This is a genomic window from Flexivirga sp. YIM B11880, from assembly GCF_058148645.1.
Window position 1 is genome coordinate 77,507 of record NZ_JBMAMH010000003.1, and the last position, 22,192, is coordinate 99,698.

Consider the following 22,192-nt stretch of genomic DNA (forward strand, 5'->3'; position numbering starts at 1 on the left):
CTGCGGATCCCGGTCCGCGGCGAGAAGCCCTTTCCACCTATCCGGCGTTCGTTTCAGGTGTGAAGGACGGTCCGCCTCCGATGCGGATCCGGCGGTCGGCCAGCACCGGGAAGCCGTGCCGGGTCTGCGCGACAAGGTCGAGGTCCAGATCCACCGTCAGGCTCCCTTCGTCGACACCGAGCTCAGCTACCACCTCGCCAGTAGGATCGATCACCTGGCTGTGCCCGCCCATGGTGGTCCCGCTGTGGGTGCCGGCGGTGTTGCACTGCAGCACCCATGCCTGGTTCTCGACGGCGCGCGCGCGGCCCAACAACCGCCAATGCTCGACCCGCGGAAGCGGCCAAGCTGCCGGCACGAGAAGCACCTCGGCGGATGCCTCGGTCAGCTGCCGGAAGAGCTCCGGGAAGCGCAGGTCGTAGCAGGTTGCCAGTCCCAGCCGCGTGTGCCTCGACCTCAGAACGGCATCGGTGGCGGCGATCTCTTGTCCCGCTTCGAGCAGTCGCGGCTCTCCCTCACCGAAGCCGAACCGGTGAATCTTGCGATACGTCAACTGCACGGCCCCAGCAGGATCCAGCAGCACCGAGGTGTTCCAGAGTCCCCGCCCGTCCGGGCCCTGATCTTCGTCGGCCGCAGCCCGCTCGATGATGGACCCGCCGTGCAGCCAAATCCCCTTCTGCGAGGCAACCCGCGACAGGCGCTGAATCGTTGTGCCATCTATGGACTCGGCTTGTGCGGCCCAGGTGCCAGACGCGAATCCGCCGTGTGCCCACAATTCGGGAAGTATCACGAGATCGGTGTCCGGCAGCGATCCGATCCACGCGCAAACCCGGTCGACGCGATCGGCAAGCGACTCGTCATCGCCATACCCCACTTGTAGCAGGGTTGCCCGGAAGAGCGACGTCATGAAGCTTCTCCTGCAGAAGATCCGTTCATCGCGCTGAAGACCTTCTCAGGGGTGAGCGGAAGCTCACGCAGCACGGCCCCGAAGGGGGTGAGCGCATCGTTGACGGCGTTGAGGACAGCGGCGGGCGCCGCGATCAGCCCAGATTCTCCCATGCCTTTCACCCCGGAGGCCGTGTGCGCGGACGGTGTCTCCAGATGACGGATCTCGAATGGCGGCGCCACGTCCATGGTCGGGAGCCCGTAGTCCAGGAACGTCGTGGACAGCAACTGCCCCGACGCGTCGTAGGACAGTTCTTCGAAGACCGCCGCTCCGATGCCCTGCACGACCCCGCCACGAATCTGGCCCTCGACGACGTTGGGGTTGATGACCGTTCCGCAGTCCTCCACCGAGAAGACCTTCTCGAACCGCACGAATCCGGTGTCCGGGTCCAGCTCGACGATCATCGCGTGCCCGCCGTTGCTGAACATTGGGCGTGCCGTGTCGTAGGCCAGCGTCGCCTCGAGGGTCGGATCGAAGCCCTCCGGCCATGCGGTCATGTCGAAGTAGATCGCGGCTGCTACGTCGGCGATCGCGACCTTCGCGTCCGGGGCCCCGGCGACCGAGGCGGTCCCGTCCGCCAGCTCGATATCGTTCTCCGACGCCTCCAGCATGTGCGCGGCCACCGCTCGCACCTTCTCCCGGATGATGCCGCCTGCCCGGGCCACCGCGCCGCTCGCGATCACTGCCCCGCGACTACCGACAGTGCCCGATCCGTAGGCCTGGCTGGTCGAGGTCGCCATGCGGACGGTGATGTCCTCAACGCGGATGCCCAGGGTGTCGGCGGCCATCTGGCCCATTGTGGTGGCCAGACCCTGGCCCTGCGCGGTCAGCCCGACCGTGACGGTCGCTGTGCCGTTCGGGTCCATGCGGACCGTGGCTGTGTCGTGGTAGACATCACCCAGGCCGTGCTCCTTACTGGTTGCGGTGGATTCGCCGCTGCTCTCGACGAAGCAGCTGAGCCCGAGCCCGAGGTACCGTCCCTGAAGCCGTAGCTCAGCCTGCCGCTGCAGGAAGGCCGTGTAGTCGACCATCTCCTCCAGCGCGTCGATCGTTTCCAGCCAGCTGCCCTCGTCGTACACGATGTTCTGTGGGTTGGTCCACGGGAATTCGCGCACAACATTGGACCGGCGAAAGTCGAACGGGGACATGCCGAGCGCCCGAGCCGCGTCGTCGGCCAGGCATTCTCGGGCCAGTGTGCCGGCCATATAGCCGACGCCTCGGTAGGCACCGATCGGCGTCTTGTTGGTCGCGACCGCGGTGTAGGAGTATTCGGCTGCCGGAACGTCGTAGATCCCGGTCGGCGTCATCACCACCGCACACCACGGCTCGACCGCCATCGACCACGGCGGAGCGTGGTAGGCGCCGCCGTCGCCGAGCGCGTCAGTCCGCACCGCGGTGATGCGTCCGGTGTCGTCCAGCGCGTACGCGATGTCGACATACTGCTCGTGAGCGTGAGTGCCGGCCATGAGGTTCTCCCGGCGGTCTTCGACCCATTTGACCGGACGATCCAGCTCCCGCGAAAGCAGCGGAAGAAGCATCTCCTCCACGTAAACATGTGCTTTTTGACCAAACCCACCACCAGTGTCGGGTGCGATGACCTCGACACACTGCTCCGGGAAGCCGAGGTACGCCGTGAGGCAATACCGCACGAAGTGCGGCATCTGCGAGCCGGACCACACCCGCAGCTGACCGGAAGCCCATTCGTAGCTTGCGATGACACCACGAGTCTCCATCGGTGCGGCGGAGACGCGACCGGTGTAGTAGCGCCCGCTCACAACCTGGTCGGCCTGCTCGAAGGCCAGCTCGACGTCGCCGTATGTCGCTCCCCCGGTGATGCCGATGTTGTCGGGCAGTTGACTGTTTGCGACGTCGCCACCTGCGAGGGCGGCATCCGCCGACACGACGACCGGCAATTCCTCGAAGTCCCATTCGATGAGTTCGGCCGCGTCCTCGGCCGCGTAACGGGATTCCGCGACGACAACAGCGACGGGCTCACCGACATACACCACCTCCCCCGTTGCCAACAGCGGCATGGTGGTGGCGTTGCATCCTGGGACGGCGAACTCGCCGACCAGACCCTCGCAATGCGGTAGCACGTCCGTGCCGGTCCACGCGAGAAAGACGCCCGGCAGAGCGAGTGCCGCCGACACGTCAATGCGGGTGATGCGTGCGTGCGCCACTGGGCTGCGGACGAAGGCCGCATGGAGTTCGCCCGGCAGGACCGTGTCGGCGAGAAATACGCCGCGGCCACTCAGGAGCCGGGGATCCTCCGAGCGGAGCACTCGGGTGCCGATGGCGCGCGCCGCGACGACCGGTGTCTTGATGTGTTGCAGCGTTTCGTCCATCAGGAGCGCTCCTCCGCCGGTGCCGCGGCCTCTTCGACTGCGGCGACGATGGTTTCGTAACCGGTGCACCGGCAGAGCGAGCCGGAGACCGTCTCGACGATCTCCGCACGCGTCGGAGTCGGATTCTGCTCCAGCAGCGCGGTCGCGGACATCAGAATTCCCGCCGTGCAGAACCCGCACTGGAGGGAGTGGTTGCGTTGGAACGCTTGCTGCAGGGAATTCAGTTCGGTGCCGTCGGCGAGGTTCTCGACGGTACGGACGTGGCGTCCGTCGGCCTGCACTGCCAGCATCAAGCACGAGCGCATCGGGGCGTCGTCCACCAGCACCGTGCACGCACCACAGACACCGTGCTCACAGCCGAGTTTGGTGCCGGTCAGCACGGCGTCCTCTCGGATGAAGTCCGCGAGCGTTTTTCGTGCGTCTACCTGCGCGCGGTACGTACGGCCGTTCACCGAGACGCTGACGTGCAGCGATTCCTGTGGAGTCGTGGTCATGTCATTGTCCGTTCGTGAGATCTGTGACGGCGCGGCGGACCAAGTTGCCGAGCAGCCGACGGCGATATTCACTGCTGCCGTGTATGTCGGAGATCGGTTGCACGCTGTCCCGGGCGACCGCCTCGGCACGTGCCGCGAGCGTCTCGCCGGGGACTGCTCCATCAATGGCGTCTTCGACGTCTCGCAATCGGGTCGTTGTGCCGACGCAGGCACCGACAGCGACCCGACAACCATGCAGTCGGCCGTCGGCATCGACGCCGGCGGTGACTGCAACGATCGCTAGGCCGTAGTCACCAGCCTTTCGTGCGGCTTCTTGGAATGCCCAGCGTCGGTCGGCGCGTGGGACACGCACTGCCACGAGGACCTCATCGAAGGCCATCGAGGATGTGAACGGTCCGGTGAAGAAGTCGTCCACCGCGATCGACCGGCCGCCCCTCGGGCCTACCACGTCAATCGTCGCGTCCATGGCCAAGAGGACCGTCGGCCACTCCGCCGAAGGATCGGAGTGCGCCACGCTCCCGCCCAGCGTTCCGCGCGACCGGATCTGTGGGTGGGCGATGAATCGTGCCACAAACGGCAACAGTGGCAGCGCGCTTGCCAGTTCGGCGGAACTCTCGATGTCGTGATGGGTGACCCGCGCGCCAATGGTGATCTCGGTTTCGCCAATCCCGATCCGGGCAAGGCCGTTGACCGCCTTGAGATCGACGAGCATGCTGGGACCTGCGAGCCGCATCGCGAGCAGCGGCATGAGGCTCTGCCCCCCGGAGATGATCTTGGCGTCCGGGTCGCTGGCCAGCAGTCGCGTCACTTCCTCGACGCTGCCCGGCGCAACATACGAGAATGTCGGTGGTTTCATCCTGCAACTCCTCTCGGCAGCCGTGGGCTGTCTGGCTCTAGTGCCCGCCCGAGCGGGCTCGCGCGGCGGCATACCCTGCGGCGAACACGCTGATCAGCGCTGCGGCGACCGAGACGACCGTCCCACCGGCGGGCAGCAGCTTCGACCAAGAGGCGCCGCCTGCGAGTGCCAGCACATCCAGCACCTCGTCGTCGCCGCCGATGCGCGGTGCTGGCACGGGGGCGGGCGTGGTGATTGTGGGTCCCGCGACCGGTGCGTCCTGTGGTGCGGCCGGGGCGGTCTGGGGTGCGATCGCGGTGCCCGGACCGCTCTCGGCGGCGACCATCTCCTGCAGTCGCTGCGCGAACAGGCCCATCAGTGCCCCGCTGACATCGGCCAGGACTCCGCGCCCGAACTGCGCCACCTTGCCGGTCAGCGCCAGGTCGGTCTCCACCGTGACCCGAGTGCCGGTCCCTGAAGGGTTCAGGTGCGCGGTCACGGTTGCGGTGGCATCACCTTGACCGCGGGAGTCCTTGCCGCGAGCGAGTAAGACGGCCCGCCGGGCCGACTCGTCGAGTTCGGTGAATTGGGCGACACCTTTGTACTGCGCGGTGATCGGCCCCACCTTGATCTTCGCCTGACCGTGAAACTCGTCGCCGTCAACGGAGGTGATCGACGCGCCGGGTAGGCATGGTGCCACCTTCTCCACGTCGGTCAGCAGGGTCCACGCCTGCTCCGGGGGGAGTTCGACCTCGAACTCATTCACCAGTTGCATTATTCACTCCTTGATCACACTCGGTCGCCGGTCGGCGACCCAAGCCCACACTCACAGTCCGGCCCGCGACACGTCGGGCAGCCCGAATCGGAACCGGCTGGCGCCGGGCGGGAAGTCGCCGCCGTGTTGCAGCGCCTGCCCCATTGCCTGAACCTTCGCAAGGTAGGCCCGCCCGACAGCGAGCCGCTCCGGCTCCCAGGCTCTCAGTGCGGCCGCGACGTCGCCATCGGCTTCGGTCAGGTGATCGGCGAGACGCCAGGCATCATCGGCAGCCTTGGCTGCTCCTGCCGCCGCGTGCGGTCGCGGTGTGAAGGCCGCATCGCCGATGAGCGCAACGTTGCCCACCGCCATCGTGTCGACCTGCGCGTCGGTCACGCTGGTCAAGAACGGCTCAGGCACCCGCTCAATTAGTTCGCGGAAGGGGCCCGATAGCTGCGCCCGGGCACGACCGCGCAGCTCTTGGAGAGTCTCGGCGGCCAGGTCCGTGTAGCGCACCGACACCGGTCGGCGGTGCCCGGAGGAATCGGTCATCAATGTGTCCAATTCCGGCCCGGCGGGCACGTTCCAGTACCACTGGAAATTCAACCGCGGTCGGCCGGTGAGCCGCCCCTCGGCCGTGACCTGCGGGATCGGGTAGGCGATGAGGTGGCTGTCGGGCAGCAGCCCGTAGGTGAACGCGTCGCTGAAGAATTCCCACGTGGCCTCGGACACGTCATTGTGGTCGACCATGCCGCGCCAGGTCAGGTAGCCGGCATACTCCGTTTGGACACCGAGCAGCTGGCTGCGTGCGACCGAGCCGCCTCCGTCCGCGCACACGATGAGGTCCGCGGTGACGCTGCTGCCGTCGGCGAACTGGCACCGGGTTTTGCCGGACTCGTCGGTGAGTCGGGTCAGCGCGTGACCCAGGTGGTAACGCTCGGATCCGAAAGCGTCGAGCAGCTTCTGGTAGATCGCGTTGTATGCGGTGAAGCGCCACGACGCATCGACTTGCCCGCGCAAGTGCGCGGTCGTCGCGTCGTAGTAATGCATGGCCGAACTCGGCACGCTCACATCGTCCAGCGTCCCGTCAGTGCGCTCCAGTAGGTAGCGCACCAGTTCGGGCTGCACCACGATGCCGGTGCCGAAGCCGGACAACGGCTGCGGCGTGCGTTCGTAGACGTTGACGTTACACCCGATGTCGCGCAGGACGTTGGCGGCGGTGAGGCCAGCGATCGATCCACCGACAACCGCGACGGTCGGCATACTCATGACACCCTCCTTCCGGGAGAATTCTGTTTTCAGTTGGTCCGCAGGGGCATCGCGAGCGGCCGGATCGGCGCACCGGAAGCACCCCGCAACCGGATCGGCGCCGCGACGAGGCAGAACTCGGTGACGCCGTCGCGTGCCAGCTCCTCCAGGTTCGCCAGCTCCAGCATGGGCACACCCGCCTCTGCCAGGAAGTGGCAATGTCCCGGTAGCCAGTTGTCGTCGTGCTCTGACGGGCCGACCTCGATGCATTCCTGGTCGGAGGCGATGATCGCGATGCCCTGGTCGGTGATCCAGCGGGCCGTGTCGAGGCTCAGCCCGGGAGGGTTCCCGAGCACCTTGGCGCCATCCGGCCAGTAACGCATCCGGCCAGTGCGGACGAACGCGACGTCTCCGTCGCCGAGGGTCAGCCCCGCCGCATCCAGCGCCCGCTGGCAGTCTTCGACGGTGATGGCGTAGGAGTCTGGCAAGCAGTCCACGCCCTTCAGCCCGGCGATGTCGAGCAACACCCCGCGGGTGATGATCGGCGGGATGACTTCCACCCCAGCCTTGGTCCAGGCACGTGAACCGAGGTTCTCCTCGACGGTGAAGTTGTTGTAGATCTTCCCGTCTACGCCGAAATGGTTGAGCGCGTCAATGTGCGTGCCGGTGTGCGTGTACATGAAGATGACGTCGCCCGAATAACACACGTGCCGGTTAGTCTCGTCGGGTTGTCCGTTGAGGTTGTCGACCGCCGTGCCCTGCGGCGTGTGGCTCATGTAGATCTGGTAAGAGGGATCACCGGCGGCCTGGAAGCTCGGCATACCGACGAAGTAGTCGATGCTCAGGTCATAGACAGTGGAGGCGTCAGCGCGGGCCAGCAGCGCGGCGCCGCGCACCGGGTCGAGCTTGTTCAGCGCGCCCTTCTCGTCATCCGGGCCGTATGGGCTCGTCGCGACCTCGATGCCGGCTCGCCGCGCCACCTGGGTCATCACGCCTCCCGCACGAAGTCGACGACAGCGCGCTCGGACAGCAGCGGCAGCAGGTCCCCCAGCAGTTCGACGTGCGCGGGATGGTCGGAGTAGGTGTCCAGATCCGCCCAGTCGTCGAAGTCGGTGATCAGCGCGCCGTCCCACGGGTCGCCGTTGTCGCCGGGATCCCCGGTGTGTGCGCCGATCTCGAAAGAGCGCACCACGTCGACTTTGGTGGAGAAGTCTTTCAGCAGCTCGATCGCGCGAGCGTTGTCGGCTCCCTCCGCGACTTTCCAGGCGAACACGTGTCGGATCATGGGGCACTCCTTGCTCGAAGTTCAGGGGACCGCCGCAGCGGTGCTGCCAGTCTCCGGTTCCGGGCTCCGGCACGCCACTTCATGCTCCGACAAGATCCGGCTGGGCTTTGCCGGAATGCTGAGAGTCCCGATCTGCACCCCAGCCCTAGCGTGTGGTTATGAGCACTGACCCCCGCCATGCACCGCTGTTCGAGCCGATCACGGTTGGCCCGAAGACATTTCGGAACCGGTTCTACGTCGCACCGCATTGCTCCGGGCTCGGCGTCGAATACCCGGGCGCGCAGGCCTACCTACGCGGCATGCGCGCCGAAGGTGGCTGGGCAGCCGTCAACACCGAGTATTGCGCCGTCGACGCCGAGAGCGACGACGCACCCTGGGTGCAGGCCCGACTGATCGACCGGCGCGATGAAGCCAACCTGAGTCTGATGGTCGACCGGGTCCACGAATTCGGCGCGTTGGCCGGCGTGCAGTTGGTCTATATGGGCCCTGATCACACTGGGTTCGTCACACGGCTACCCGCGGGGGGCCCTTCGCAAATGACCAGCGCAATGTCCGGTCACTCCTGCTACGCGCTGGACAAGAACGACATCCGGCGGATCCAGCGATCCTACGTCGACGCCGCGATCCGGGCTCGAGACCTCGGCTTCGACCTGGTACAGGTGGCGGCTCGAGAAGGGTTCTCCCTGCCGCTGCAATTCCTGTGGCGTTACTGGAACCATCGCACAGACGAATACGGCGGGTCGATCGAAAACCGCACCCGCTTCTGGCGGGAGACCATCGAGCAGGTCCGGGAGGCGGTAGGTACCGATTGCGCGATCGTCGCCGGGCTCTGCCTTGACCAGTTCAGCGACGATTCCGAGCAGGCGTTCAAGGTTGCCGATGACGGGGTGGCCGTCGTCGAACTGCTCGACGGGCTGGTCGACCTGTGGGACATGCAAGTGGGTCATCTGGAGGACGACGTCAGCTCCTCGCGCTTCTTCGAGCCGTTCTGGCAGCGCAGCTACATAGAACAGGTCCGGCCTTACGCCACCAAACCAATCGCTGCCGTCGGCCGGTTCACCGACCCGGAACTCATGGCCCGGGCTGTCAAGGACGGCGTGATCGACATTATCGGCGCGGCGCGGCCAGCCATCGCGGACCCGTTCATCCCGACCAAGATCCGGGAGGGCCGCGCCGACGACATCCGAGAATGCATCGGCTGCAATATCTGTGTGTCCCGTTTCAACAACGGCGGCGGGCGAATCGTGTGCACCCAGAACGCCACGGTTGGCGAGGAATACCGCCGCGGTTGGCACCCCGAGCGGTTCAACCCGTCGGAGCGCGCTGAGGACGCCATACTCATCGTCGGTGCCGGCCCGGCCGGGATGGAGTGCGCCCGGGTGCTGGGCGAGCGCGGCTTCGCGAACGTCCACCTGGTCGAGCGCGAGACCGGGATAGGCGGCCACGTCAATTGGGTGTCGCAATTGCCCGGCCTTCGCACTTGGCGGCGGCTGGTCGAGTATCGGGAGGCGCAGCTCGCGAAGCTGAACAACGTCACGGTCCTCACCGGCACGTCGATGGGCGTCGATGACGTCTTGGAGTATGGCGCCCAGACCGTGGTCGTCGCCACCGGAGCCGACTGGGACGGCAGCGGGACCAGCCCGGAAACGCACGCCCCGCTTCGAGGCGCGGCCGAGCACCCAGAGTTGGTGTTCACGCCCGAGGACCTGATGGTGCGCGCGTGCGAGGTGCCCGGCGATTCGGTACTGGTGTACGACTGCGACGGCTACTTCATGGGCTCCAGCATCGCCGAGAAGCTCGCAATGGACGGCAAGCAGGTCACGCTCGTGTCTCCCGCCGACCAGATCGGGTCCTACCTGTTCTTCACCGACGAAGGCGGTCACGCAATGCACGCACTGCTCGAGCTCGGAGTAACACTGGTGCCCAGTCACGTCGTCACCTCCGTCCGGCCGGGCATGATCACGGGACACCACAGCTACCACCCGGGTCGCGAGATGAGCTGGTCCGCGGACAGCATCGTCCTGGTCACTCAACGTCGCTCACGCAACGATCTCTACGAACGACTCACAGCGGACCCCGAAGCGCTGCGAGCCCACGACGTCGAGCGTGTACTGCGAATCGGTGACTGCGTCGAGCCGCGGGTGATCGCCGAGTCGGTATTCGACGGTCACCGGCTGGCGCGGGAGATCGACTCACCGAACCCTGCCGAGCCGCTGCCGTTCATCCGCGAGCAGCGGATCCTCGGCTGGCACGAGGAGGACTACGACGGCGAACTGCGTGGCCTCATCCCACTGACCCCGGTGTCACGCCCACGGCCGGAGGTGGCTCCCCGATGACACGACCGACAACGGTCGGGTTCTCCCGGACGCAGGTGCGCCAGCTGACCGCGACCCCCGCTGCCTGTCGGTCCTACTGGCTGCAAGACGCGCTCCGCACCGAACCGCAGCTTCTGGCGCGGCCCACGCTTCGGGGAGACGTCCGCGCAGACGTGTGCATCGTGGGCGGCGGCTACACCGGGCTCTGGACCGCCCTGGAGCTGCTGCGCCGCGACCCGTCGATGAGCGTCGTCCTTCTCGAGGCCTCCGTGTGCGGTGCCGGCGCGAGCGGCACGAACGCCGGCTTCGCCATGAACCTGTGGCCGAAGCTGCCCGCACTGATCGCCCATGGCGGAACTGACGAAGGTCCCACGGTGGCGCGCGCCTCGAAGGAAGCCGTCGACTACCTCGTCAGCTTCTGCGCCGACCACGACATCGACGCGCAGTCGCGTCAGACCGGCTGGCTGTGGGCATCCACGAACTCCAGCCAGGATGCCTCCTGGGACGAATCCGTCGAAGCTGCAACCAAATTCGACGGCTCACCGTTCACGGTCGTCGGCGCGCAGGACGCAACCACAAAGGCTGGCTCCCCCCTGCGGGGCGGCGTGCTGGACGACACCTGTTATCAGGTGCATCCCGGCCGGCTGGTGCGCGGGCTCGCTCGCGTCGCCCAAGAGTTGGGTGTCGTCATACACGAGCAGTCACCGATGGTGGAACTCGAGCGCCGCCCTGGAGGCACCCGGGTGCGCACCGCCTCAGGATCGGTGGATGCCGAGACCGTGGTGCTTGCTGTCAATGCCTGGGCGGCGAGGATGCCGCAGTACCGACCGCACCTGTTGATGACCGCATCGGACAACGTTGTGGTGCGGCCCCGGGCTCCGTGGCCGACGACGACCATGGTTTCCGACTCCGGCCGGCTGCTGAACTACTGGCGCACGATGCACGACGGAAACGTGCTCTTCGGCAAGGGCGGCACTGGCTTGGGATATGGCGTGCGAAGCGCCAGCACACTCTTCGGCCCGGTGCCGCAGCTGAGCCGACTGCGCAGCCAACTGGCCGCAGCCGTGCCCGCGTTGGCCGACGCTGAGATTCTATCGAATTGGCGTGCTCCTGTTGAGTATTCGCTGTCCTCGTTGCCGTTCTTCACACAGGTGGACGACCACCCGGGAGTCTATTGCGGCACGGGCTATTCCGGCGACGGCGTTGGGCCCTCGGTCCTCGGCGGGCGCATCCTGGCCAGCCTTGCCACTGGCACTACCGACGAACTGTCGACGTCGTTCTTGACCCGCCCACCCGCAGGCCGAGGCCTGCCGCCTGAACCAGCCCGTTTTCTCGGTGGTCAACTCGTCAAGACCGCATACCTGCGTCGTGATCGTCTCGAGGCAGCTGACCGCGCCTGCGATCCGTTGACCGGCCTGCTCACGCGCGTGGATCCAACGTCTTTCGTCGGCTGACTGGTCTGCTCATGGACGTCCGCCACTTGCGATATTTCGTCGCCGTCGCCGAGGAACAACACTTCACGCGCGCCGCAAAACGACTGACGATCGCACAGGCCACGCTCTCGGCGGGGATTCAACGACTCGAGACTGAACTCAACGTGCAACTGCTGCAGCGCAGCACCAGGACCGTCACACTCACCCCGGCTGGTCGGTTCTATCTCGAACGGGCGCACCTCATCCTCCGCGACATCGACGATGCCTCTGACAACGCGCGTCGTGTTGCGGCTGGGTCGGTAGGGCGCCTCGTTGTTGGTTGCGTCGAGTCCGTCACGTATGCGCTGTTGCCAACGCTGTCGCGTGCCCTGGCAAGTCAACTGCCTGCAGTGGACTTTGCATACCGGGGTGAAATGCTGGCATCCGACCAGGCCGTAGCGCTGCGCGACGGAGCCATCGACATCGCCGTCCTGCGACCGCCAGTGGATGACTTTGGCCTGACGGTGATCCCCGTCCGACGAGACCGGCTGCTGGTCGCACTCCCCCGCGGGCACCACCTCGCTTCAGCCCCACGCGTGCGCTGGAAGCAGCTCGCCGGGAGTGACCTGATCGTGCACTCCGCCGACCGCCGATCAGTGATCTTCGACGTGGTAACCGGGCTGATGCACGATTCTGGGATCGAGCCGGACATTAGCCACGAAGTTGGCGAGATATCTACCCTCATAACGCTCGTCGCCGGAGGTCTCGGCATTGCTGTGGTGCCCGAGCCCGCCACCACGTTGAAGGTCGACGGCGTCGTCTATCGTCCACTCGTCGCCCCGGCGGCAACGGTTGACCTTGCTATCGCCCATCAGAATGACCGCCGTGAGGCGTACCTCACCCGTGCCGTTGAGACGATTCGCCGCATCGTTTGAACCCGAGTCCAGCCCACACGGTCGTAGGTGAAGACACTCGAGGCCCTTCCTGAGTTGGGGCGCACGACAGCCCGACCATGCGGAGCTCATAAAGCGTACGAACAGCCGGCCCGCGGCCTGCCTATCGACAAGAAGCCGGAGTACTTGTGCGCCCGATGCGGCGTCATCCGTGAAGTCGGTTACGACCAAACCACGACACGAGTTGGCAGACCAGTGCGTTAGGTCATACCCAGTCGACGGACAAGTACTTCGTCTCCAGGAACGCCTCGAGTCCAGCCCGGCCACCCTCTCGCCCAACTCCGCTCTGCTTCGTTCCACCGAACGGCGCAGCCGGGTCGGAGATCATGCCACGGTTGATCGCGACCATGCCGGCATGGATACGTTCGCCAAGTCGTACGGCCTGCCCCAGCTCGCCGAAAACGTATGCGGCCAAACCAAACTCGCTCCCGTTCACGAGACTGAGCACGGCGTCGATGTCACGCCACAGGACGATCGGGGCGACCGGCCCGAAGATCTCCTCCTGCACCAACGCCGCATCCGGCGAAACGCCGGTCACGACTGTCGGCGGGTAGAAGTAGCCACCGCTGCGCAACTCATCGCGGAGTGGTGCACGATGCGCCACACGCGCGCCGTGGCTCAGCGCATCGGCGACCAGGCCCTCGACTTTCTCCACCGCTTCACGTGACACCAACGGTCCGATCTCCGCGCCGTCTGCTGCCGAACCGACGACCAATGCCTCTACCGCCGCACCAAGGCGAGCCGTGAATTCCTCTGCCACTGACTCATGCACAAAGAAGCCGTTGGCAGCGGTGCATGCCTGCCCTCCGTTGCGGAACTTGGCAATCATCGCTCCCTCAACGGCCGCGTCAAGGTTCGCGGACTCGGTGATGACGAACGGTGCGTTGCCGCCGAGCTCCATGGACGTATTCACAACCCTGTCGGCCGCCCGGCGAAGCAACTCGCGTCCCACACGGGTCGAACCCGTGAAGGAGATCTTGCGCACGCGGGGGTCACTCAGCCAGGTCTCGACAACGCCTGCCGCATCCGTACTTGGCACCAGATTCACGACGCCCGCGGGCACGCCAGCCTCAGCGATGAGCCGCGTCACCGCGATCGCAGTCAGCGGCGTCTCGGCGGCGGGCTTCAACACCACCGTGCAGCCAGCCGCAAGAGCCGGTGCAATCTTCCGAGTCGCCATCGCCGCCGGAAAGTTCCACGGCGTCACCAATGCAGCGACCCCGACAGGCTCGTGCGTGACGATCGTCCGTGACCCGCCGGCTGGTGCTGCGCCGAAGCCACCGCCGGGACGAACAGCCTCCTCGGCGTACCAGCGGAAGAACTCCGCTGCATAGCCGACCTCAGCACGAGCGTCCGCACGAGACTTACCATTCTCCAAGCTGATCAGTTCCGCGAGCTGGTCGCTATCGCGCAGCATCAGGTCGCGGACCTTGCTCAGCATCGCGCTGCGCACCCGTGGCGGGGTCGAAGCCCACGATATGAACGATGCTGCGGCGGAATCGACAGCAGCAGTGGCGTCACTCGAGCTACCGTCGGCGACCTGGGCGATCACCTCCGAAGTCGCGGGGTCATCGACCGCGAACGTCCCCGATGCACCAGCAACCCACTCGCCATTGACGAATACTCCCTTCTTCGCGTGTAGTTCTTCTACGACAGGGGACGCGTAACCAGGCGCTGGTTTGCTCACGGGACTCACTCTCAGGCAAGACGGCAGATGGCCTACCGGGTCTTAGGTAGCTCGGACCCTACGACGTCAACTATGTGAAAAGTGATCGATGCTGTCCAACGCCTATATGGCACTATTCTCATGCCCCATGGACATGAAAGAACACGGACAGTCCCGTGACACCTGAGCTGCGCCGCCTTCGTTACTTCGTCGCAACCGTGGATGCCGGCTCGGCCACCCAGGCTGCGCGACTCCTGCACGTCACCCAGCCCGTACTATCCCGGCAGCTCCAACTGCTACAGAAGGAAATCGGGCTACGCCTATTCACTCGAGACGGCCGCAGGTTCCGACTGACGCATGCCGGCGAGACCTACCTGTTCGGCGTTCGCCAGTTGCTTCAGCAGGCAGACCGGCTCGATAGCAGCGCCGCATCACTGGCTTCTGGAAGGCTCCAAGACCTTCATCTCGCCGTTCCGGCGACCACGCTCACGGACGTCATCGCGCCGTTTATCGCAACACTCGACTCCACAGATCCTGTTCCGATGCTGCGCTCCCTCGACCCCCGAGGCGCAACAGCCGCGATCGCTGATGGCGCAGACCTCGCCATCGTGCACAGGCCACCACCACGCAGTCTCGCCTCGCGGCAAATCGCGGCACTACCGATATGGGCACAAGTGCCGTCCCAGGATCCACTCGCAACGCACGAGTCTGTGGATCTTAAGACACTCGCAGAGCGCACGCTTGTGCTCCTGACCGAGGACTTTCGACCGCGCACACTCCTGAACCAAGCCATGGAGTCGGTCGAGATCGCATACTCGGACTTCATCGAATGCACGAATGCCCAAGTTGCACAGGCCCTTTCGGCGGCCGGCCGTGGGGTTGCCGTGGTCTCCGACGATACACGCTTCGAGTTGGTCGCCCGGCCGATCGCAGGCCTACACGGTCCGGTCACCCTCCGGCTCTACGCAGCGTGGGATCGCCGCCACCACGCAGCCGAAACGATCGCTGCGCTGGTGGACCGGATCGCCGAGTTCTGCATCGAACGTTACGACCCGACCACCGGGCCCGCTTGACCATCATTGAGCGTCGGATGGAATGAGGCTTCCACGGTCGGCGGGCTGCCGGTATGTCCTCCTGGTGCGGTGACAGGATCGCATCGATAACGCCGCCCGCGAATTCCCCACTGTCGTGGATCCTGCGGAACGCCAATAGGACTTCGACGCCATCGAGATCGACGACTCGGCCGCTGTAGAGCCCGGGTCCGATTGGGTTGACCGCTACATTGATGCGGATGTCCCGATCTGCCGGGGCGATCCAGGTGCCGGACTTCCCTCCGCCGCCCTGCGTCCGACATGCTGTGAGTGTCGCGACATGGGCCGAGAACATGACGAATTCCTGCCTGTCCAGGACGATGCGCTGGAGCACCTCCAGTTTCCGAACCGCGCACCGGGTGATGTCAGCGGCGGCCGAACCGACCAGTGGAGGTCGCACGGCCAACGACTCCTCGATCGAAGAGTTCACCGGTCTTGGCGCGCGGTGATGAAAATGTGTCAGATGTCGCCGTCGTGGTAGACCCAGGGGTCACACCGGACTTCCACCGGCCAGTCGGAGTCACCGAGCTTCTCGTGCCAGCGGGCGTCGGCACGGATCTCGATCGACGGCTCTTTCCGCCAGGTGAACAAGTCGTCCGTCACCTGCGCCGTGATCACTTCGACATTGGCGACTTCGCCCTCTGCGAGAACCCTGGTGCGGCGTAGAACACTACGATCCGCCCTCTCCCGCTGACAACGGACCCGGTCCACGTCGCCGTCGCGTCAAGAGCGCAATGACCACCGGGCGCCAGCACCGTGCCGTGTTCGGTCCAGTCGCGCAGGTCGCTCGAAGTAGCTGGGCGATGGTCGCAGCCGGTGGCGAAGCTCGGGGTCCCCGAGCGACTTCGGCGTCTGCAGGTAGAAGAGGCTGATGTAGGTCGCTGGCGCGCACGTGCCAGACCCAGCGGCCGGTGGGGTCGCGCATGCTGGTGGCCAGTTGCACGGCCTCGTGCTTCCACTCAACGCCGAGCTGCGCTGGACCGGCCGAGGCGATCATGGCAGCGTCCACGGACCAGCGGTCCGTTGTCCGCATCCAGCACCGAATGACCCATGAAGGGAAAGATGCGCGATGGTCGGGGTAACGGAAGATATCGCCCACATCCGTGGTGCCAGTCCCGGGTCGGCCCCCTAGGAACCGGACATGACCAACCACCAACGGCGCGCCTTCGGCAACCTGATCCTGCTGTGGTAGCGCCCACCACGAGACAGTCGACGGACGCCACGCGCAGAATTTCCTGCGGAGACCCTTCATCCAGTGGAAGAAAACGAACGAACCTTCTGACGGCATCGAGGCGCCAGTTCTAGGCCGGCCCGCGGTGAGGAGCGTCCTCACTCGGTCCGAAGCGATCTCGCACTGCGCGCAGAACTTCTCGAACGCGTAAGCGTCGCCACGATGGTGTCGCCTGACGCTGTCATGAGCACGAGAGGCACAACTCGACCTTCAGATGCTTGGAAGGGGAAACCACCATGTCAACGCATCCCACTGCACGCCGCCAGTACGAGTCACTCGCCGAAGCTGCAGAGCGCACGGGCCTGAGCACTCGGACGCTCCGCCGACGAATCGCCGCGGGCCAACTCCCCGCGTACCACAGCGGCCCACGAGTTCTCCGCGTCGACCCAGCTGACGTCGACCGATTGATGCACCTCGTCCCAACAGTTCAGCAGGTGGCTTTGTAGGTGAGCCCCGAGAGCGTTTGCCGGTCAGTTCTGAGAGCAGTGCACCCCCGGGTCGGCGTGCAAATGTAGATAAGTTTCGGCAGCACCTGTGACCGAGCCACGAGATGGCGGCCAGTGTCCGCGCCACCGCAGCTGTCGGCAAGATTGATCCTGGGTCATCACCGTTTGACGATCCATCACCGGTGACGCCGCAGGTCACAGCTCCATCCAGATGCGAGCTGACGTTCGTCGTCCCGTGGGAGTTGTCCGGCTGCCGCAACCGGGACAGGGACGTCCTACGGCACGCGCGGTGCACATCTCGAAACAGTCCTCGCCGGTCACCTTGCTCTGAGCTTGCGGGGGGAACACCTGGTCAGCGGGAGCCGCCCACTGACATCCAATCGGCGACATACCCAGGTGCTGTCGAAACTCATCGGCAAACGCTCTCAGGTCTCACCTACAAAGCCAAGCAGGTCTAGACCAGATCTAGACCTGGCGCCGACCACGTCGCACATTGCCGGTACTCGCCGAGAACGTAACGCCCACTAGCTCGCATCCGCGAACAAACGACACGCGGTCGAATCGGTCGATCTCGGCGCAGAACCTGACGATGAGTCAGTACGAGGACACAAGCGTGGTCGCCAGCGAGGTCAAAGATATGCGCCGCAGCTACGTCACCCGCGCGACGCAGGATGTACATGTAGGCATCGGCTCCTGACCACGCTCTTAAGTGCGAAGCCGTCGGTAACCACCATGATCTGGTTTCCCGGAGTCAAGTTTCGACTCACACACACCGGCAGGGACGCTTGGTGCTGCATGGCCGCCGCAGGGCCGGCCACACGGGAGCGAAAGGTGACGTACCCAATATCGCCAGACCGGTATGCGATGGCGGGCAGGTTTGTGCCTGCCAGGCGCTCTCAGTTCGACGCCGTGACGTACTCGACGTCGACCCCGCGTTTTAAGCTAGACAAAGCGTGTGTGCGACCGCGAGAGACGTTCGGAGCCGCGTAACGTCCGCGCGTACGGCGGCGTTCTCCCGCCCGGAACTCGTGTCACCCCCGGGACTCGCAACCGAGCTGACGGTCAACTTGGGCGACCCCGTCCCGAAGTCTCCGCCGGCGCGAGTTCATACGAATCGCCGTAGTGTGCTGCCTCTCTCGTTGTCGTCATCAGCTCGCGGGCTGCGGGCCAACGCAGTGCGGCGTCTTCGTGGTGCTTCCTGCGCAAGCTACGGCGAAGGGCTGCCCTGTAATCGGCCGCGGGCCGCCACGTGACCTCACCGCCGCCAGTGACCCCGTGGGTGACCTCGACAGCTATACAAACAGCCCCTGACCTCGCGTTACCGCAGGTCAGAGGCTGTTTCGTGCTGGTGGACGATACTGGGATCGAACCAGTGACCTCTTCCGTGTCAGGGAAGCGCGCTACCGCTGCGCCAATCGTCCAGAGCGATATGACTAACCGCAGAGCGGACAACCGGGCTCGAACCGGCGACCTCAACCTTGGCAAGGTTGCGCTCTACCAACTGAGCTATGTCCGCCTGTAAACCCTGACCTCGTCAGCCGGGGCAACGGATCAAAACTCTATCCGACACCCTCCCCAACAACCAAAACGGCCCTCTCGGAACGCTTCGGCAGCCATGGTTTTGCGAGGTGGAGACGGGATTTGAACCCGTGTAGACGGCTTTGCAGGCCGTTGCCTCGCCTCTCGGCCACTCCACCGCGTGATCGGGATCGGCGGAGCCTCGAATGAGGCCCCGGATCCATCGACCAGAGCGGACAACCGGGCTCGAACCGGCGACCTCAACCTTGGCAAGGTTGCGCTCTACCAACTGAGCTATGTCCGCCTGCTGACGACGTGGAAACCACATCGGCACGCGCCGAAACATTAGCCGATCGCGCGCCGGGAATCCAAACGGGCTTCGTCCGGCGTCGTCTTCCCCGCGCCCGCACCCGGTATGACGCGGACTCGTCGCTTCGGCGCCCGGTCCGGACGTGTCGCCGCAGCCCTCGGCCGGGCGATCTCTCCGGGAGCGGCCACCCGGAGCTTGGTGACGCCGTCACCGATCCACTCGATAGCGCGCTCGCGCACCGGCATACGCTCCGGAGCACGCCACAGCCGCACCGATGCGGCGTTCATCGCCGCTCCGATGAGCACGGCGATGCCGAGGAAGTACAGCCAGGTCATCACCACGATCGCGGCGGCGAGCGGGCCGTAGATGCTCGCGCTGTGGTCGCCGATCGACCGGCCGAGGAACCACCGCAACAGCATCGAGGCGACCACCCAGATGACCAGCGTGAGGACCGCGCCCGGCAGGTGTCGCAGCCAGGGCAGCCGCCCCGGCGTCGCGATGTGGAAGAACGTCGCCAGGGTCAAGATCGTCAGACCACCCACGAGCGGCCAGTAGAGCACCATCACGAAACGCAGCCCGGTCGGCAGCCAGCTGCCCAGAACGTCGGGGCCGATGACGATGAGCGGCACCACCGCGGCGCCGAAGATCAGCCCGCCGAAGTAGAGCGACAGGCTCAGCAGCCGCGCCTTCACGACGCCCCGGTGTCCACCGTGCCCGTAGATGATCGACGCGGTGTCCAGCATCACGTTGAGGGCGCGCGAACCGGACCACAGGGACAGCAGGAAGCCGACGGAGATCACGTCCGGCCGGCCCGCGCTGAGGGCCGACTTGATCGTCGGCATGATGACGTCGCGCAGGCTCTGCTCGGTGAGAAAGCCGGACGCGTAGTGCTCGATATTGGCCGTCACCTGCCGGACGATGTGCGGCCCGAGCCAGTGGCCGAGGTAGCCGACCGCGCCCAGCAGACCGAAGATCAGCGGCGGCAGTGACAGCAGCGCGAAGAAGCCGGCCTCCGCTGCGAGACCGGTGACGCGATATTTCATGCAGACGCGGAACGTGCCGACGACCAATCGAGCCACTGCCAACAGACCTGGCACCCGGGACAATTCGCGCCGTAGCGTGTTTTTCACGCCCATCGGCATCCCTGGGGCGACACGGTCTTTCGGAGCACTTGACCAAGGTAGCTGGGTTGCGCGGAAAAGCCGTGCACCACAATGCCGTGTATGGAAATTTGGCCGGGCAAGCCCTACCCCCTCGGTTCGACGTATGACGGCTCCGGGGTCAACTTCGCACTGTTCTCCGAAATCGCTGACGGCGTCGAGCTGTGCCTGGTCAGCGAAACGCTGGAGGAGACACGCGTTCCGCTGACGGAGGTCGACGGTCACGTCTGGCACGGCTATGTGCCCGGCATACAACCCGGACAGCGGTACGGCTACCGCGTGCACGGGCCCTACAACCCCGCCGAGGGCGACCGGTGCAACCCGGCGAAGCTGCTGCTCGACCCCTACGCCAAGGCGTTCGACGGGCAGGTCGACGGCGACGAGTCGCTCTTCAGCTACCGGTTCGACGACCCGGACGCGTTCAACGAGGAGGACTCCCTCGGCCACACCATGTTGTCCGTGGTCGTCAACCCGTTCTTCGACTGGGGGCACGACCGGCCGCCGCAGCACGAATACCACGAGAGCGTCATCTACGAGACCCACGTCAAGGGGCTCTCCATGACGCACCCGGACGTGCCGGAGGAGATTCGCGGCACGTATGCCGCCCTGGCGCACCCGGCGATCATCGACCACCTGGTGCAGCTCGGTGTGACCGCGGTCGAGCTGCTGCCTGTGCACCAGTTCGTCCAGGACAGCAGCCTCGCCGACAAGGGACTGCGCAACTACTGGGGCTACAACACGATCGGCTTCCTCGCACCGCACAACGAATATGCCGCGGCCGGCACCGACGGCCAGCAGGTCGGCGAGTTCAAGGCGATGGTCAAGGCGCTGCACGAAGCGAACATCGAGGTCATCCTCGACGTCGTCTACAACCACACCGCCGAGGGCAGCGACCTCGGGCCGACGCTCGCCTTCCGCGGCATCGACAACGCGGCCTACTACCGGCTGGTCGACGACGACAAGTCCCATTACTACGACACGACCGGCACCGGCAACAGCCTCTTGATGCGCCATCCGCATGTGCTGCAACTGATCATGGACTCGCTGCGCTACTGGGTGCAGGAGATGCACGTCGACGGATTCCGCTTCGACCTGGCCGCGACCCTCGCCCGGCAGTTCCACGAGGTCGACAAGCTGTCCGCGTTCTTCGACATCATCCAGCAGGACCCGGTGATCTCCCAGGTGAAGCTGATCGCCGAGCCCTGGGACCTCGGCGACGGCGGCTACCAGGTGGGCAACTTCCCGCCGTTGTGGACCGAGTGGAACGGCAAATACCGCGACACCGTGCGCGACTTCTGGCGCGGCGAGCCGTCCACTCTCGGTGAATTTGCCTCTCGCATCACGGGGTCGAGCGATCTCTATGCGCACTCAGGCCGCCGCCCGATCGCGTCGATCAACTTCGTCACCGCCCACGACGGCTTCACACTGTGTGACCTGGTCTCCTACAACGAGAAGCACAACGAGGCCAACGGCGAGGGCAACCAGGACGGCGAGAGCCACAACCGCTCCTGGAACTGCGGGGTCGAGGGCCCGACCGACGACGCCGACGTCAACGCCCTTCGCGCCCGCCAGGAGCGCAACTTCATCGCCACCCTGCTGCTCAGCCAGGGCGTGCCGATGCTCTCGCACGGCGACGAGTTGTGCCGCACCCAGCAGGGCAACAACAACGCCTACTGTCAGGACAACGAGATCTCCTGGATCGACTGGCAATTGGACGAATCCCAACTGTCGCTGCTGGATTTCACCCGCAAGGTGATCGCGCTGCGCGCCGACCACCCGAACTTCCGGCGGCGACGCTTCTTCGAGGGCGACGCACACCACGGCGGCGCGAGCGAGCAGGGCGACATCGGCTGGTACTCCCCCGCCGGCACCGCGATGAACGAGCTGGACTGGCGCAACGGCTACGCGCGGACGCTCATGGTCTTCCTCAACGGGCGAGCGATCAGCGCACCGGACGCGCGGGGCCAGGAGGTCATCGACGACCACTTCCTGCTGCTCTTCAACGGTCACCACGAGCCGGTCGAGTTCACCGTCCCGGCCGAGCTGTATGACGGGAAATGGCAGATCGCCCTTTCGACGGCCGACGACGAGCCGGACGAGGAGGCGTCATACGACTCGGGCGCGACCATCGACGTCCCGAGCCGGGCGATGATCGTGTTGCAGGCGAAGCTGACCGACTGACCTGG

The 22,192-nt window shown here is 65.6% G+C and carries 17 protein-coding genes and 4 tRNA genes; 6 read left to right on the forward strand and 15 right to left on the reverse strand.

Going from position 1 to position 22,192, the window contains the following annotated elements; all coding sequences use genetic code 11:
• Nucleotides 1–37 precede the first annotated feature (37 nt).
• The 8 genes from ACN8HC_RS06425 to ACN8HC_RS06460 are packed head-to-tail and all read right to left on the reverse strand — an operon-like array spanning nt 38 to nt 7,904.
• The gene (locus ACN8HC_RS06425; RefSeq protein ID WP_188835731.1) at nt 38–904 is read right to left on the reverse strand and encodes a carbon-nitrogen family hydrolase; all 867 of its coding nucleotides are present in this window, start codon (nt 902–904) and stop codon (nt 38–40) included.
• Nucleotides 901–3,288 (reverse strand): xanthine dehydrogenase family protein molybdopterin-binding subunit, encoded by a 2,388-nt coding sequence (locus ACN8HC_RS06430; RefSeq protein WP_188835730.1) that lies wholly within the window; start codon nt 3,286–3,288, stop codon nt 901–903. The genes ACN8HC_RS06425 and ACN8HC_RS06430 overlap by 4 nt, the downstream gene beginning before the upstream one ends.
• Complete coding sequence (locus ACN8HC_RS06435) at nt 3,288–3,782, reverse strand: (2Fe-2S)-binding protein (RefSeq protein ID WP_188835729.1); 495 nt, start codon at nt 3,780–3,782, stop codon at nt 3,288–3,290. The genes ACN8HC_RS06430 and ACN8HC_RS06435 overlap by 1 nt, the downstream gene beginning before the upstream one ends.
• Before the next feature lies 1 nt (nt 3,783).
• Nucleotides 3,784–4,710, reverse strand: a complete 927-nt coding sequence (locus ACN8HC_RS06440; RefSeq protein WP_490074008.1) for an FAD binding domain-containing protein — start codon at nt 4,708–4,710, stop codon at nt 3,784–3,786.
• Nucleotides 4,676–5,392 carry an SRPBCC family protein gene (locus ACN8HC_RS06445; protein ID WP_188835727.1) on the reverse strand — a complete coding sequence of 239 codons (717 nt, stop codon included), beginning with the start codon at nt 5,390–5,392 and terminating at the stop codon, nt 4,676–4,678. Before ACN8HC_RS06445 ends, ACN8HC_RS06440 begins: the two co-directional genes overlap by 35 nt.
• Nucleotides 5,393–5,443: 51 nt before the next feature.
• Nucleotides 5,444–6,640 carry an FAD binding domain-containing protein gene (locus ACN8HC_RS06450; RefSeq protein ID WP_188835726.1) on the reverse strand — a complete coding sequence of 399 codons (1,197 nt, stop codon included), beginning with the start codon at nt 6,638–6,640 and terminating at the stop codon, nt 5,444–5,446.
• A 29-nt stretch (nt 6,641–6,669) separates the two neighbouring features.
• Nucleotides 6,670–7,608, reverse strand: coding sequence for a cyclase family protein (locus tag ACN8HC_RS06455; RefSeq protein ID WP_188835725.1), 939 nt, complete (start codon nt 7,606–7,608; stop codon nt 6,670–6,672).
• Nucleotides 7,608–7,904: a Dabb family protein gene (locus tag ACN8HC_RS06460; protein ID WP_188835724.1), complete on the reverse strand. Its 297-nt coding sequence runs from the start codon at nt 7,902–7,904 to the stop codon at nt 7,608–7,610. Before ACN8HC_RS06460 ends, ACN8HC_RS06455 begins: the two co-directional genes overlap by 1 nt.
• A 158-nt stretch (nt 7,905–8,062) precedes the next feature.
• Here ACN8HC_RS06460 and ACN8HC_RS06465 point away from each other — a divergent pair, with 158 nt between their 5' ends.
• The 3 genes from ACN8HC_RS06465 to ACN8HC_RS06475 are packed head-to-tail and all read left to right on the forward strand — an operon-like array spanning nt 8,063 to nt 12,566.
• Entirely contained in the window at nt 8,063–10,240 is a 2,178-nt protein-coding gene (locus ACN8HC_RS06465) for an oxidoreductase (RefSeq protein WP_188835723.1), read from the forward strand.
• Nucleotides 10,237–11,673 (forward strand): NAD(P)/FAD-dependent oxidoreductase, encoded by a 1,437-nt coding sequence (locus ACN8HC_RS06470; RefSeq protein WP_188835722.1) that lies wholly within the window; start codon nt 10,237–10,239, stop codon nt 11,671–11,673. The genes ACN8HC_RS06465 and ACN8HC_RS06470 overlap by 4 nt, the downstream gene beginning before the upstream one ends.
• 11 nt (nt 11,674–11,684) lie before the next feature.
• Nucleotides 11,685–12,566 carry a LysR family transcriptional regulator gene (locus tag ACN8HC_RS06475; RefSeq protein ID WP_188835721.1) on the forward strand — a complete coding sequence of 294 codons (882 nt, stop codon included), beginning with the start codon at nt 11,685–11,687 and terminating at the stop codon, nt 12,564–12,566.
• A gap of 223 nt (nt 12,567–12,789) precedes the next feature.
• Here ACN8HC_RS06475 and ACN8HC_RS06480 read toward each other — a convergent pair whose 3' ends face one another.
• Nucleotides 12,790–14,271, reverse strand: a complete 1,482-nt coding sequence (locus ACN8HC_RS06480) for an NAD-dependent succinate-semialdehyde dehydrogenase (protein ID WP_188835720.1) — start codon at nt 14,269–14,271, stop codon at nt 12,790–12,792.
• Nucleotides 14,272–14,426: 155 nt separating this feature from the next.
• Here ACN8HC_RS06480 and ACN8HC_RS06485 point away from each other — a divergent pair, with 155 nt between their 5' ends.
• On the forward strand, nt 14,427–15,323 hold the full coding sequence (locus ACN8HC_RS06485) for a LysR family transcriptional regulator (protein ID WP_188835719.1): 897 nt from the start codon (nt 14,427–14,429) through the stop codon (nt 15,321–15,323).
• 477 nt (nt 15,324–15,800) lie between these two features.
• On the opposite strand, the gene ACN8HC_RS06490 is transcribed toward ACN8HC_RS06485, so the two are convergent.
• A complete protein-coding gene (locus ACN8HC_RS06490; protein ID WP_490074009.1) occupies nt 15,801–15,944 on the reverse strand; it encodes a hypothetical protein in 144 nt (47 codons plus the stop codon).
• A gap of 864 nt (nt 15,945–16,808) precedes the next feature.
• On the opposite strand from ACN8HC_RS06490, the gene ACN8HC_RS06495 reads away from it, so the two are divergent.
• Nucleotides 16,809–17,018, forward strand: a complete 210-nt coding sequence (locus tag ACN8HC_RS06495; protein ID WP_188835717.1) for a helix-turn-helix domain-containing protein — start codon at nt 16,809–16,811, stop codon at nt 17,016–17,018.
• A 1,346-nt stretch (nt 17,019–18,364) separates the two neighbouring features.
• Here ACN8HC_RS06495 and ACN8HC_RS06500 read toward each other — a convergent pair.
• The 5 genes from ACN8HC_RS06500 to ACN8HC_RS06520 all read right to left on the reverse strand — a co-directional run bounded on the left by ACN8HC_RS06500 (nt 18,365) and on the right by ACN8HC_RS06520 (nt 19,925).
• A tRNA-Val gene (locus ACN8HC_RS06500) sits at nt 18,365–18,439 on the reverse strand.
• A gap of 22 nt (nt 18,440–18,461) precedes the next feature.
• Nucleotides 18,462–18,534: transfer RNA gene (locus ACN8HC_RS06505), tRNA-Gly, on the reverse strand.
• Between the two features lie 110 nt (nt 18,535–18,644).
• Nucleotides 18,645–18,715: transfer RNA gene (locus ACN8HC_RS06510), tRNA-Cys, on the reverse strand.
• Between the two features lie 52 nt (nt 18,716–18,767).
• Nucleotides 18,768–18,840 (reverse strand) — tRNA-Gly (locus ACN8HC_RS06515).
• A 41-nt stretch (nt 18,841–18,881) separates the two neighbouring features.
• Complete coding sequence (locus ACN8HC_RS06520; RefSeq protein ID WP_490074010.1) at nt 18,882–19,925, reverse strand: YihY/virulence factor BrkB family protein; 1,044 nt, start codon at nt 19,923–19,925, stop codon at nt 18,882–18,884.
• A gap of 144 nt (nt 19,926–20,069) precedes the next feature.
• On the opposite strand from ACN8HC_RS06520, the gene glgX reads away from it, so the two are divergent.
• Complete coding sequence (gene glgX, locus ACN8HC_RS06525) at nt 20,070–22,187, forward strand: glycogen debranching protein GlgX (protein ID WP_490074011.1); 2,118 nt, start codon at nt 20,070–20,072, stop codon at nt 22,185–22,187.
• Nucleotides 22,188–22,192 lie beyond the last annotated feature (5 nt).